Here is a 13,242-nt window from a genome sequence, read left to right as displayed (position 1 = left end):
CTGATAATCGCAGGCAGGTACGAATCGTGCACCTTTTTTGGCGCCTCGCGCCTCGGGTGTTGTGCACTCGTTATGCCTGCGCCCCTCTCGCCCCTTCCGCCCCGAGCGTCCTGTCGGCGCGCAGACGTGCTTATATGCTTCAGAAAGTCCATAAAATTGGGCATTCTTCGCATGTGGTGACCTTGGACGTACGGCCTCAGTTGCTCGACGCGCTATCCACCCTGCGCGACCGTGTCGCCGCCGCGCGCTTTCCTCTGCCCTTGGCGGGGGCCCCGCGCGCGCGTGCCAACCGCGACGAACTGCTCGCACAACTCGACGACTATCTGGTCCCCCGCCTGCGGGAGCCCGAAGCGCCGTTGCTCGCCGTTGTGGGCGGCTCGACCGGAGCCGGCAAGTCCACCCTGGTCAACTCCCTGGTCGGTCGGATGGTCAGCGAGGCGGGGGTGCTGCGGCCGACGACGCGTACGCCCGTACTCGTGTGTCACCCCGAGGACCATCACTGGTTCAGCGGCATGCGTGTACTGCCCAATCTGACCCGCACGTGGGTACCGCAGCAGGAACCGAGCCAGGGTCTCGGTGACGAGCACTGTGCCTCGCTCCGGGACGGCGAGCGCCTCCTGCGCATCGAGACCGCGGAGAGCCTTCCGGTCGGCCTCGCACTGCTGGACGCCCCCGACATCGACTCCCTCGTCGCGCAGAACCGTGTCCTCGCCGCCGAACTCATCTGCGCCGCCGACATCTGGGTGATGGTGACCACGGCCGCCCGGTATGCCGACGCCGTGCCGTGGCATCTGCTGCGCACCGCCAAGGAGAACCGGGCCACCTTCGTCACCGTCCTGGACCGGGTGCCCCATCAGGTGTTGTCCGAGGTCTCCCGGCAGTACGCGGCGTTGCTGACCAAGGCGGGGCTGGGCGACGTACCCCGGTTCACCGTGCCGGAGCTGCCCGAGTCGGCCTGGGGCGGCGGGCTGTTGCCTGCCAGCGCCGTCGCGCCGCTGCTGGCCTGGCTCACGGAGCAGGCGACCGACCCGGCCGCGCGGCAACAGGCCGTGGCCCGCACCGCCCACGGCGTACTCGACTCGTTGCGGACCCGGATGCCCGAACTGGCCAGCGCGGCCGCCCAGCAGTACTCGGCCGCGCTCCGGATCACCGCGGCCGTCGACATGGCGTTCGACGGCGAGCACGCGCGCGTGAGGGGACGGCTGCAGTCCGGGGCCGTGCTCGCGGGCGACGCCCTGAAGCGATGGCGCAGCTATCCCCTCGACTGCACCGCCGGTGAGCTGCTCGACGCGCTCGTGGAGAGCCTCGGGGCCTTGCTGATGTGCGCCGTCACCGCCGCCGACGAGCGCATCCGCGAGGCCTGGCGGCGTGAACCCGCCGCTGTGGAGGCCGGGCTGATGGACCGCCTGTCGGAGCCGGGCAACGCCGAGCACCGCATCGGGATGACCGTAAGACGCTGGCGGCGGGTCCTCGAGGAGTACGCCGAGGAGGAAGTGCGCCTCCTCGACCGGGGTGTCGCGCCGGACCCCGAGGTCATGGCCGCCCTGGTCGCGACGGCCCTGCTGGGTGGACGCCGCGCCCGATCGGCGGGGGAGCGGCTCGCCGAGCGGATCGGGGCACACGGTGCGCTGCGGCTGCGCGATCGCGCCGGGCGGCTGCTCACCGAGTGCCTCAACGGGGTCCTCGACGCCGAGCGTGATCGCCGTCTCGCACCCCTTGAGGCACTGGACGTACACCCCGAGCCGCAGGCAGAACTCATCGCCGCGCTGTCCGTACTGCAGAAGGAGAGGTGACCGCCGTGACTGCCGTCACTGACCACGCGGATCAGGCCGGGGACGGTGTCCCCGACAAGGGCGACGATCAGGAAAACGGCCGCCCGGTGGACGACATGTCCGACAAGCAGCGCCCCAGGGACCACGAAGAACGCTCGGGGGCGGGGAACGACGAGTCGGGAGACATGGACGCGCAGACCCCCTCGGAGGGCTGGGAGCCCGGAGACGCAGGGGGCGCGGGCGCGGCGAGGCGGGCCGATGGGGCCGAACGGGCCGGTGGGCCTGATGGGGCCGATGGGGCTCAGGGGGTGGGTGGGGCCGAGGGCACCGCTGAGGCCGACGGAGTCGGAGGGGAGGAGGCGCGGCAAGGCGTCGTTCGGGGCATGGGTTTCGGCGAGCCGACGAACTCGGAGGGTTCGGAGAGTTCAGAGAGCTCGGAGAGGGTGGGGCGCGCAGGGACCGCGGAGAGCGCAGCTCCGGAGAAGCCCGAGAAGCCCGAGAGGCCGGGGAAGCCCGAGAAGCGGGAGAAGCGGGAGAGGCGCGGAAGCTGGTGGAACAGGGGAAGCCGGGAGGACAGAGGTAGCGGGGAAGGCCGCGGAAAAGGTGCCCAGGCGCATGTGAGGGACGATGACGCCTCCGGTGGGACACCGTCCGGTCGTAGCGCTCCCGGCGCTCCAGGCGCGCCCGCAGTGTCCGGCGGCCGTGCGGAGTCCGAGGACTCCTGGGACGACGGGCTCATCGCCCGGCGGGTGCCCGAGACGGGCGACTCGGAGCGGGTCGCCCCGGTGACGATGGTGGAGCCGGCGGCCTCCACTCCGCAGCCCGTCAGTCCGCTGGCCTACGACGCGGCTCTGCGGTCGCGGTTGGACGCGTTGCGGGAGCTCGTCGGACTGTCGCGCACGCGGCTGGACAGCGGGACGCTCGCCGAGGCGGGGCGGGTGCTGGACGAGGCGGCGGCGCGGCGCAAACTCTCGGGGCAGCACACGGTCGTCGCCATCGCGGGTGCCACCGGCAGCGGCAAGTCGACCCTCTTCAACGCCCTCGCGGGTGTCGCGATCTCGGAGACGGGCGTCCGCAGGCCCACCACGGCGGCGCCCATCGCGTGCAGCTGGAGCGACGGGGCCGCGACCCTCATCGACCGGCTCGGCATTCCGGGGCGCCTGCGGCGGCGTCCGCTGCAGAGTCCGGAGGCCGAAGCGCAGTTGCGCGGGCTCGTCCTGGTCGACCTGCCCGACCACGACTCGGCGGCGGTACAGCACCGGCAGCAGGTCGACCGGATCCTGGGGCTGGTGGACGCGGTCATCTGGGTGGTCGACCCGGAGAAGTACGCCGACGCGATTCTCCATGAGCGCTATCTGCGGCCCCTGGCGGGGCACGCCGAGGTCATGTTCGTGGTGCTCAACCAGCTGGACCGGCTGCCCGGGGAGGCCGCGCACCAGGTGCTCGACGATCTGCGGCGGCTGCTGGACGAGGACGGGATCGCGCTGGGGGAGTACGGCGAACCGGGGGCCACGGTGCTCGCCCTGTCCGCGCTCACCGGGGACGGGGTGGGGGAGCTGCGGGAGGCGCTGGGGCAGTTCGTGGCCGAGCGGGAGGCACCGGCCCGCCGGGTCCGGGCCGATCTCGACGCGGCCGCGGCGCGGCTGCGGCCGGTGTACGCCACCGGGCGGCGCACCGGGCTCAGCGAGCGGGCGCGGAACGAGTTCGCCGCCCGGCTCGCCGACGCGGTGGGCGCCACGGCTGCCGGCGAGGCCGCCGAACGGGCCTGGCTGCGCAACGCCAACCGCGCGTGCGGCACACCGTGGCTACGACTGTGGCGCTGGTACCAGGGCCGGGGCGACCTTTCGACCGGGCGTCACGCCCTGAGGACGCCCGTGGACGAGGAGGCCACCGCGCGGCAGCGCGTCGAACAGGCGGTACGGATGCTGTCCGACCGCGCCGCCTCGGGTCTTCCCGCACCGTGGGCCCAGGCGGTGCGCGAGGCGGCGGCGCGCGGGGCGCAGGGGCTGCCCGAGGCGCTGGACGAACTGGCGGCACGGGTCGGAACGCCCACCGGACGACCGCCGCGACCTGGCTGGTGGCCTGCCGCGGTGCTGGTACAGGCGTCCATGACGCTGCTTCAGGTCCTCGGCGGCCTGTGGCTGCTGGGCCAGATCATCGGTGTCATGTCCCCGAACCTGGGGGTGCCGGCGCTGCTGATGGTGATCGGCATCATCGGCGGTCCACTCGTGGAGTGGGCGTGCACGCTGGCGGCACGGGGGCCGGCCCGGCGCTACGGCCAGGAGGCGGAACGGCGGCTGTGGGAGGCGGCCGCCGGGTGCGGCCGGGCACGGGTGCTGGACCCGGTGGCCGCCGAGCTGCTCCGCTATCGGGAGGTGCGGGAGCAGTACGGCCGGGTGCTGGGAGCGGCGCCGGTGGGGTGAGCTCCCGCCGTCGCAGACATCGTTCACCCGGTGGGGTGGCGGAGTTCTCCACAACTCACGGGTAGTGCACAGCGCTCAGCGGGCCCGGCCCGACGACGGCAGTCTGGATCCGCGGCGATCGCAACGCACCGGCCTCCTCCCACGGAGCGGAGGGGGCGGGGCGGCGCGGTCATCGCGACGGACGTGGTCGTACGGGACGGGCCCGTACGCGTATCCGGCCGGCGTCGGTGCCGGTGTGAGGGAGGGTTCGCGAGATGAACGAGACGATGGTGTGCGTGGTGGGGAACGTGGCGACCCAGCCGGTCTGCCGCGAGTTGTCGACGGGTTCCTCGGCCCGGTTCCGGCTGGCGGTGACCGCGCGGTACTGGGACCGGGAGAAGAGCGAGTGGGCCGACGGCCACACCAACTTCTTCACGGTGTGGGCGCGGCGCACCCTCGCGGCGAACGTGGCGTCGTCCGTGTCGCTGGGCGACCCGGTCGTGGTCCACGGGCGGTTGAAGGTGCGCACCGAGCAGCGGGACGGGCAGAGCTGGGTCTCGGCGGACGTCGACGCGGTGGCCATCGGCCACGATCTGTCGCGGGGCACCTCGGCGTTCCGGCGGGCGTCCAGGGGGGACACGCCGGCGCAGGCCCCGTCCCGTCCGGAGCCGAACTGGGAGACACCGCCTCCCGGCCGTCAGTTCGACGCGGAGGCCGAACTGCGTCCGGAGCCGGCCGGAGTGACGTGACATCACCTCACGGGTGACCGCCAGAGTGACCTGTCATCACTTCACGGGTGCCGTCACCGCAGCACGGGTGACATGGCATCAGGGCGGGTCCGTCCGGTTCTCTGAACTCGCCCTGGTCGAACTGCGGCTTATCGGCGGGTCCGTTGTGAACCCTCCGGACCTAAACCTCATCGATTTGTCGATATGTCCTGTCCGTGAGCTGTGTGGGCGATAACGATTCCGATTCGGATCGGTTGTCCGTCCATACGACCGGGAAGAGCGGTGCGCCGCATCCCTAGGATGCCGGGCATAGCTCACGGGGCTTCTGATTCTGCTGGTGGGACCACAACCCCCCACGTCAACGGGTCCTGCTCGAAGGGAAATTCTGTGGTTTCTTCGTTCTCGGCGCCGTTCTCCGTGTCGTCCGGGTGGTCCGTGTGCAGACGAGGGGCGGCCCGTCTCGCCGCCGTGTCGCTCGCGTCCTGCCTTGCCGTCACGGGTGCGATCGTCACCGCGGGCGCGGCCGTCGCCGACGAGGAGACGGTGCAGAGCCCGGGCGGAGCGACGGCCACCATAGGCGGCCTGAAGACGTACGGGACGGCCGTGATCCGCACCGACGGTGAGGAACAGCAGCTGCCCGCGGGCCTCTTCGAGATGTTCGTCGACGGCGGCGGCACTCTGCAGACCTACTGCGTCGACGTCCAGAACCCGACGCAGAAGGACGCAAAGTACCGGGAGACGGCCTGGAGCGGCACCTCCCTGGGGCACAACAAGAACGCCGGCAGAATCAACTGGATCCTGCAGAACTCCTACCCGCAGGTGAACGACCTCGCGGCCCTCGCCGGCAAGGCGGGCGCCAAGGGGCTCACCGAGCAGGACGCGGCGGCCGGTACCCAGGTGGCGATCTGGCGGTACTCCGACGGGGCCGAGGTGACGGCACTCGACCCGGAAGCCGAGAAGCTTGCGGACTACCTGGAGAAGAACGCCCGGAACCTCGCCGAGCCGGCGGCCTCGCTGACCCTCGACCCGCCGGCGGTCTCCGGCCGGGCGGGCGAACGGCTCGGGCCGGTCAAGGTGCGCACCAACGCCGACGGGGTGACGGTGACCCCGCCGTCGGACGCCACCGCGGCCGGGGTGAAGGTCGTCGACGCGGACGGCGAGGCCGTGACCTCGGCGCGTGACGGCAGCGAGCTGTACTTCGAGGTGCCCGAGGACAGCGAGGACGGTTCGGCCGAGCTGTCCGTCGAGGCCTCCACCACCGTGCCGGTCGGCCGTGCCTTCGCCTCCGAGACCCGAAGCCAGACCCAGATCCTCGCCGGCTCCAGCGCGTCCACGGTCTCCGCGACGGCCACGGCGACCTGGGCCACGGCCGGTGCGATACCCGCACTGTCCGCCGAGAAGAACTGCGCCGAGGGCGGCCTCGACCTCACCGTGGCCAACCCCGGGGACGAGCCCTTCACCTTCGAGCTGATGGGGATCGAGTACGGCATCGAGGCGGGCGAGACCCGGACGGTGACGATCCCGCTCCAGGAGGACCAGGCCTACGACTTCACGATCAAGGGAGCGAACGGCCTCGCGAAGCAGTTCCGCGGCGTCCTCGACTGCCGGACGGAGACCGAGGCCGGCGCGGCCGGCGAGTCCGTGCAGACGCTGAGCGAGCCGAGCCCCGCCACGGTGGGCGGCAACACCGTCAGCGACTCCGACGGCGACCTCGCCGAGACCGGCAGCTCCGGCGCCACCCCGGTGATCGGGGGTCTCGCCATCTCCCTGGTCGTGGTCGGCGGCGCCGTGATGATCGTCCTGCGCAAGCGGGAGCAGGAGAAGCAGTAGTCCGGACGAAGAAGAGTTCCTTGGCAACTCAACAGCGAGTGACCGCGCGGTGACATCCGCGAGCGACCCGGCCCCGGTACGCCCCTCTGGCGCCGGGGCCGCGCCACTCTTTCCGGGGGCTCACCATCCGGTTTCCGTCGAGGGCTGGCCGTGCGGCAAGATGGGTGGTACTGCCCACTGCCAGATTTCAAGTTGCCGGACGGTTTCTCTTGGCTGAGTTCATTTACACCATGCGCAAGACGCGCAAGGCGCACGGCGACAAGGTGATCCTTGACGACGTATCGCTGAGCTTCCTGCCCGGCGCGAAGATCGGTGTGGTCGGTCCGAACGGTGCGGGTAAGTCCACCGTCCTCAAGATCATGGCCGGCCTGGAGCAGCCGTCGAACGGTGACGCGTTCCTCTCTCCCGGGTACACCGTCGGCATCCTCCTCCAGGAGCCGCCGCTGAACGAGTCGAAGACGGTCCTGGAGAACGTCCAGGAGGGCGTCGCCGAGATCAAGGGCAAGCTCGACCGGTTCAACGAGATCGCCGAGCAGATGGCCACCGACTACTCGGACGCGCTCCTCGAGGAGATGGGCAAGCTCCAGGAGGAGCTGGACCACGCCGAGGCCTGGGACCTGGACGCCCAGCTGGAGCAGGCGATGGACGCCCTCGGCTGCCCTCCCGGCGACTGGGCCGTCACCAAGCTCTCCGGCGGTGAGAAGCGCCGCGTCGCCCTCTGCAAGCTGCTGCTGGAGGCCCCCGACCTGCTGCTCCTCGACGAGCCCACCAACCACCTCGACGCCGAGTCGGTGAACTGGCTGGAGCAGCACCTCGCCCAGTACAAGGGCACCGTCGTGGCCATCACCCACGACCGGTACTTCCTGGACAACGTGGCCGGCTGGATCCTGGAGCTCGACCGCGGCCGTGCCATCGGCTACGAGGGCAACTACTCGACGTACCTGGAGACCAAGCAGTCCCGCCTCAAGGTGGAGGGCCAGAAGGACGCCAAGCGCGCCAAGCGCCTCAAGGAGGAGCTGGAGTGGGTCCGCTCCAACGCCAAGGGGCGCCAGGCCAAGTCCAAGGCCCGTCTGGCCCGCTACGAGGAGATGGCCGCCGAGGCCGAGAAGATGCGGAAGCTGGACTTCGAGGAGATCCAGATCCCGCCGGGCCCCCGTCTGGGCAACGTGGTCGTCGAGGTCAACAACCTCAGCAAGGCCTTCGGTGAGAAGGTCCTGATCGACGATCTGTCCTTCACGCTGCCGCGCAACGGCATCGTGGGCGTCATCGGCCCGAACGGCGCGGGCAAGACCACCCTGTTCAAGATGATCCAGGGCCTGGAGCAGCCGGACTCCGGCTCCATCAAGGTCGGCGAGACCGTCAAGATCTCCTACGTCGACCAGAGCCGCGAGAACATCGACCCCAAGAAGACGCTGTGGGCCGTCGTCTCCGACGAACTGGACTACATCAACGTCGGCCAGGTCGAGATGCCCTCCCGCGCCTATGTCTCCGCGTTCGGCTTCAAGGGCCCCGACCAGCAGAAGCCGGCCGGTGTCCTCTCCGGTGGTGAGCGCAACCGCCTGAACCTGGCGCTCACCCTGAAGCAGGGCGGCAACCTCCTGCTCCTCGACGAGCCGACCAACGACCTCGACGTCGAGACCCTGTCGTCCCTGGAGAACGCGCTCCTCGAGTTCCCCGGCTGCGCCGTGGTCGTCTCCCACGACCGCTGGTTCCTCGACCGCGTGGCGACGCACATCCTCGCCTACGAGGGCGACTCCAAGTGGTTCTGGTTCGAGGGCAACTTCGAGTCGTACGAGAAGAACAAGATCGAGCGTCTCGGCCCGGACGCCGCCCGTCCGCACCGTGCCACCTACAAGAAGCTGACTCGGGGCTGATCTTGCGGCACATCTACCGCTGCCCACTGCGCTGGGCGGACATGGACGCGTACGGCCACGTCAACAACGTGGTCTTCCTCCGCTACCTGGAGGAGGCCCGTATCGACTTCCTGTTCCGCCCGGAGAAGGACTTCAAGCAGGGGTCCGTGGTGGCACGCCATGAGATCGACTACCGGCGGCAGCTCGTCCACCGGCACAAGCCGGTGGACATCGAGCTGTGGATCACGGAGATAAGAGCGGCATCCTTCACGATCAGCTACGAGGTCAAGGACCCCGAGCAGGTCTACGTCACGGCCTCCACGGTGATAGTGCCGTTCGACTTCGAGGCCCAGCGGCCCCGTCGGCTCACGGCGGAGGAACGCGAGTTCCTGGAGGAGTACCGGGACGACGCCGAGGAGGGGGCCGTCGCCGCATGACGGTGCTCCACCTCGCCGACGAGGGGGAGGCGGCGGACCTCGCGGCCTTCCTCTCCCGGCTGCTCCACTACGACCGCGGTGCCGCGGTGCGTCTCCAGGCCGCCGGCACCGCACTCGCCGTCTTCGGCAGGCCGCCGTCCTTCGAGGTGCTGGCGATCCGGGCGGTACGGCTGGCGAAGCCGTACGAGAACGGGTTGGACGTCACGCTCGACGTGACCGTGTCGGCCGGTGAACTGCTGGAGTCGATCGACGAGTCGGCGGCCACCGCTCACGTGCCCGCCGCCGTCACCGGGCCGCCCTGGGCGGGGGTGCTGCCCCCGCGCGGCGGCTGGCGCCGTGAGCCGGGGCTGCCCGCCCAGGACGCGGTACGGGCCAGGGTCGCCGAGGCCGTCGCCGAGTTCCGCTCCCGCACGCGGGAGCTGGGGCCAGAGCAGCGCACCCGGGCCGAACTGGACAGGATCGGCAGGGAGATCTGGTCCCGGCCGATCGGGGACACCGCCCTGCCCGTCCGGGCCGCGCACGCCGCCCAGTCGCTCGGCTTCCTGCGGCCTGCGAAGGGACGGCCGGCCGAGGAGCAGGAGCCGGTGCTGTTCTCGTCGGGCGCGTGGCTGCGCCTGCGCACGCCGTACGGGTCGATCGCCGTACGGCGCGCGGGACTCGGCGCGCTGGAGGTCAGCGTCCGCTGACCCCCCGCTCAAGGGCTCAGTCGGGAGCGTTCACCATCGAGGCCGCCGCGTACGTCAGGTAGTTCCACAGCGTGTGCGCGTGTTCCTCGGAGAGGTTCAGTTCGTCGACCGCGACGCGCATGTGCTTCAGCCAGGCGTCGTGCGCGGCCCGGTCGACGGTGAACGGGGCGTGGCGCATCCGCAGACGGGGATGGCCGCGGTTCTCGCTGTAGGTGGTGGGGCCGCCCCAGTACTGGATCAGGAACAGCACCAGGCGCTCCTCCGCCGGGCCCAGATCCTCCTCGGGATACATGGGCCGCAGGATCGGGTCCTCGGCGACCCCCTCGTAGAAGCGGCGCACGAGGCGCCGGAAGGTCTCCTCGCCACCGACCTGTTCGTAGAAGGTCTGCTCCTGCAGCGTGCCGCGCCGAATCTCTTTCACGTGTCCCATGGTCTCAGACAGGGGGACGGAGGACTCAAGGCTTAGGACCATGGAGATTCCGGGGCCTGAGGGCACCGCGCCCGGCCCTGCGGCGCCTTCCGGGTGACAGACACAGGCGGGGACCGGTGGATTCCGGACCCGTGTGCTGTGACACTCGCCTCCGGGGGCGTCCGGCAGCACAGTGGAGACATGGGCACGCACGCTGTGGACCACGACTTGGAACGCATCGCCGCGGAGGCGCGGTCGGCGCTGGTGCGCGAGATCGACCGGAGCGGGGCCTGGGACGCCGACCCGGTCTGGCGGGAAGCGTTCGAGGCGGTCCCGCGGCATCTCTTCGTCCCGTACTACTACGTCGGAGTCGTGGGCGGCTTCGAGCGGCTGTGGGGCGAGGAGCGCGACCCGAGGCGGCGCGAGCGATGGGTGCGGGGCGCGTACGCGGACGCCCCGCTGGCCACTCGGGTACGGGACGGGAAGCTGATCTCCTCCAGCAGCCAGCCCTCATTGATGGCGCAGATGCTGGCCGAGCTGGAGGTGGCGGACGGCCACCGGGTCCTGGAGATCGGCGCGGGGACCGGCTACAACGCCGCTCTGCTCGCGCACCGGCTGGGCGACGACCTGGTCACCACCGTCGACCTGGACGCCGACATCACGGAGGCGGCGCGAACCCATCTGCACGCCGCCGGGTACCACCCGGCCGTCGTCACCGGGGACGGGGCGCGTGGGGTGCCCGAACATGCCCCGTACGACCGGATCATCGCGACCTGCACGCTCCACTCGATCCCGCGCGCCTGGCTCGCCCAGTGCGTGCCCGGTGGACGCATCCTGACCCCGATGGCGACGGGACTGGTGGGGCTGCGTGTGGCGGACGCCGAGCACGCGGAGGGGCGGTTCCTGCACACGGCGGCGTACTTCGTGCCGTTGCGCGGCAGCGGGGAGCCGGAGGGCGTGCACCCGCATCTGGGCGGGCTGCCGCGGCAGGCCCGGGACCACGAGCTCTTCCGGTTCCTGCTGACCCTGACGGAGGGCAGCCTCGACCCGCACGAGGCGCTCGCACTGTGGCAGCGCGAGGGCATGCCGTCGCGCGAGCGCTACGGGATCACCGTCAGCGGAGACCGGGAATGGACCTGGCTGGACGACCCGGAGGGGCCGTACGCCTGGCCTCTGCGGTGAGCACCCGGACCGGGCCGGCGGTGCCCCGGGCGGTCGAACGGCGCCGGTCGAACGGGGGGCCGGTCGACCGGGGCCGGCCGAACAGGTCGGCCGGCCCCGGTCATCCCGTCCTCGCTGTTCAGCCCCGGCGGATCGTGATCGTCGTCCACGCGCCCACGTGGACCCGGTCGCCGTCCTGGAGCGGGACCGGCACGAAGGGCTGGATGGGCTCCTCGGAGCCGTTGACCGTCGTTCCGTTGGTGGAGTTCTGGTCGACGACCGCCCAGGTGCCGTCCGGCTGCTGCACCAGCATCGCGTGCTGGTGCGAGACACCCGGGTCCTCCGGCGGCACGGACAGATCGATGTCGGGGGTGTCGCCGGTGGAGTGCCGGCGGCGGCCGATGGTGATCTGGTTGCCGGTGAGGGTGCGCCGCTGCTCGGGGGAGTACGCGGGCAGGTTCAGACCGGCGGCCTCGGGGCCCGAGCGCTGCATCATCGCCATGAAGTACTCGCGGTCCGGACCGATGGTCGCGCTCCAGGTCGCCGGTGCCTGCGGGTACGAGGTGCCGGGCGGGGCCTGGGTGACGGCGGGCTGCGGGTAGCCGTAGCCGCCGGGGCGCGCTCCCGCACCGCCGGGGCCGCCGGGACCCGAAGGCCCGCCCGGGCCGCGGGAGCCGCCTGGGCCGGCCGAGGAGGGCGGGGAGATCACCCAGTCGTCGTCGCCTCCGAAGGAGGGGCCACCCGACTGCGGATGCCCACCGGGACGACCCGGGCCGCCCGGCCCACCGGGACCGCCAGGGCCACCGGGACCGCCCGGCTGAGGGCGTCCGGTCTCCTGCGGGAAGGCGGGGGGAGCCGGGGGGCCCTGCTGCTGGAACGCCTGGGGTGCCCCACCGGCACCGGGGCCGCCACCGGGGCCGGGCCCACCCGGACCACCGGGACCACGGCCGCCTGGGCCGCCGAAGCCTCCTGGCCCCGTGAGACCGGGGCCCCCGGGGCTGCTCAGACCGGGACCACCCGGTCCACCCGGTCCACCCGGGGTCGGCCCGGGCGGCGGCGGAACCGGCCGTGAGGGGGCGCCGCCGAAGGCCGAAGGGCCGGGACGCGACGGGTCGCCGCCGAACGCGGAGGGGCCGGGCTGTCCGGGCTGACCCGAAGGCCCGCCACCGAAGCCGGACGGGCCGCCCGGCCGAGCGGGACCACCGGGTTCCGAGGAACCGCCGGGGCCGCCGGGCCCACCGGGGCGGCCAGGACCACCACCCGGTCCACCAGGCCTTCCCGGCCCCGGCTCGGAGCCGTACGGCGGGCCCGGGGGGATGGGCTCGGCGGGACGGTTCATCTGCGAGGGGCGCGAGCTCTGGTAGTCGTACGCGTCACCGCCGCCGTAGGAGGGCGGGGGCGGCTGCTGGAAGCGGAGCGCCGGGTTCCCGCCCGGGCCCTGGCCGGGACCACCGGGACCGGGACCACCGGGACCGGAGCCGCCAGGGCCCGGTCCACCGGGCCCGGGGCCGGGTGCCGACGGGCGCGGCGCGGCCGGTGTGTACGTGGTCGCCGTGTTGGTCAGGAAGTTCCACCGGCACTCCTCGCAGAAGGGCGCGCCGCCCTCGCGGGGCGTGCGGCACTGCGGGCAGAGTTCCGGCTCGGCGAGGTGCGGGCGTCCGGGACCGCCAGGGCCGCCCGCGCCCGGAGGCGGGGGAGGCGAGCCGGGCGGCGGGTATCCGTAACCGGCGCCCGGGGGCGGCGGTGGCGGCGGCGGGGGCACGGCACCGGCCATACGGTGACCGCAGACCTCGCACCAGTCGTCGGAACCCGACTGGTGTCCGTTCGGGCAGGTCGGCATGTCGGCGCTTCCCCCTCTCCTTTCCGGCCCTCGGGCCGGGTCCTGTGGCCGCAACGGGCCGGTATGGCCGATGGTGTCCGGACCCCCGGGTGGGGAACCAGGCGCTCTCGCAGCGGTACTACTC

10 protein-coding genes are annotated in these 13,242 nt (G+C 72.0%); 8 read left to right on the top strand and 2 right to left on the bottom strand.

Annotated features, from left to right (window positions below):
* The first annotated feature begins 134 nt into the window (after nucleotides 1–134).
* From AC067N_RS07440 to AC067N_RS07410, 7 genes are all read left to right on the top strand, one after another.
* Complete coding sequence (locus AC067N_RS07440) at nucleotides 135–1,793, top strand: dynamin family protein (RefSeq protein WP_478677943.1); 1,659 nt, start codon at nucleotides 135–137, stop codon at nucleotides 1,791–1,793.
* 668 nt (nucleotides 1,794–2,461) lie between these two features.
* On the top strand, nucleotides 2,462–4,195 hold the full coding sequence (locus AC067N_RS07435; RefSeq protein WP_478677942.1) for a YfjP family GTPase: 1,734 nt from the start codon (nucleotides 2,462–2,464) through the stop codon (nucleotides 4,193–4,195).
* Nucleotides 4,196–4,449: 254 nt separating this feature from the next.
* Nucleotides 4,450–4,923 (top strand): single-stranded DNA-binding protein, encoded by a 474-nt coding sequence (locus AC067N_RS07430; RefSeq protein ID WP_478677941.1) that lies wholly within the window; start codon nucleotides 4,450–4,452, stop codon nucleotides 4,921–4,923.
* A gap of 366 nt (nucleotides 4,924–5,289) precedes the next feature.
* Entirely contained in the window at nucleotides 5,290–6,732 is a 1,443-nt protein-coding gene (locus AC067N_RS07425; protein WP_478677940.1) for a Cys-Gln thioester bond-forming surface protein, read from the top strand.
* A 209-nt stretch (nucleotides 6,733–6,941) separates the two neighbouring features.
* Nucleotides 6,942–8,606: an energy-dependent translational throttle protein EttA gene (gene ettA, locus AC067N_RS07420; RefSeq protein ID WP_478677939.1), complete on the top strand. Its 1,665-nt coding sequence runs from the start codon at nucleotides 6,942–6,944 to the stop codon at nucleotides 8,604–8,606.
* 2 nt (nucleotides 8,607–8,608) lie between these two features.
* Nucleotides 8,609–9,022 carry an acyl-CoA thioesterase gene (locus AC067N_RS07415; protein WP_478677938.1) on the top strand — a complete coding sequence of 138 codons (414 nt, stop codon included), beginning with the start codon at nucleotides 8,609–8,611 and terminating at the stop codon, nucleotides 9,020–9,022.
* Nucleotides 9,019–9,708 (top strand): DUF8185 domain-containing protein, encoded by a 690-nt coding sequence (locus AC067N_RS07410; RefSeq protein WP_478677937.1) that lies wholly within the window; start codon nucleotides 9,019–9,021, stop codon nucleotides 9,706–9,708. Before AC067N_RS07415 ends, AC067N_RS07410 begins: the two co-directional genes overlap by 4 nt.
* Nucleotides 9,709–9,724: 16 nt before the next feature.
* On the opposite strand, the gene AC067N_RS07405 is transcribed toward AC067N_RS07410, so the two are convergent.
* The gene (locus AC067N_RS07405) at nucleotides 9,725–10,138 is read right to left on the bottom strand and encodes a globin (RefSeq protein ID WP_478677936.1); all 414 of its coding nucleotides are present in this window, start codon (nucleotides 10,136–10,138) and stop codon (nucleotides 9,725–9,727) included.
* Nucleotides 10,139–10,318: 180 nt separating this feature from the next.
* Here AC067N_RS07405 and AC067N_RS07400 point away from each other — a divergent pair, with 180 nt between their 5' ends.
* Nucleotides 10,319–11,299, top strand: coding sequence for a methyltransferase domain-containing protein (locus AC067N_RS07400; RefSeq protein ID WP_478677935.1), 981 nt, complete (start codon nucleotides 10,319–10,321; stop codon nucleotides 11,297–11,299).
* Nucleotides 11,300–11,417: 118 nt separating this feature from the next.
* On the opposite strand, the gene AC067N_RS07395 is transcribed toward AC067N_RS07400, so the two are convergent.
* The gene (locus AC067N_RS07395) at nucleotides 11,418–13,118 is read right to left on the bottom strand and encodes an FHA domain-containing protein (protein WP_478677934.1); all 1,701 of its coding nucleotides are present in this window, start codon (nucleotides 13,116–13,118) and stop codon (nucleotides 11,418–11,420) included.
* Nucleotides 13,119–13,242 lie beyond the last annotated feature (124 nt).

The sequence above is a fragment of the Streptomyces sp. NPDC042364 genome (assembly GCF_056437585.1).
This window is presented reverse-complemented; position numbering and strand designations above follow the sequence as displayed.

Excerpts from the sequence above, each read along its gene's own strand:
- AC067N_RS07440 (WP_478677943.1), top strand. The coding sequence starts at position 135 with ATGCTTCAGAAAGTCCATAAAATTGGGCATTCTTCGCATGTGGTGACC.
- AC067N_RS07430 (WP_478677941.1), top strand. The coding sequence starts at position 4,450 with ATGAACGAGACGATGGTGTGCGTGGTGGGGAACGTGGCGACCCAGCCG.
- AC067N_RS07410 (WP_478677937.1), top strand. The coding sequence starts at position 9,019 with ATGACGGTGCTCCACCTCGCCGACGAGGGGGAGGCGGCGGACCTCGCG.
- AC067N_RS07405 (WP_478677936.1), bottom strand. The coding sequence starts at position 10,138 with ATGGGACACGTGAAAGAGATTCGGCGCGGCACGCTGCAGGAGCAGACC.
- AC067N_RS07400 (WP_478677935.1), top strand. The coding sequence starts at position 10,319 with ATGGGCACGCACGCTGTGGACCACGACTTGGAACGCATCGCCGCGGAG.
- AC067N_RS07395 (WP_478677934.1), bottom strand. The coding sequence starts at position 13,118 with ATGCCGACCTGCCCGAACGGACACCAGTCGGGTTCCGACGACTGGTGC.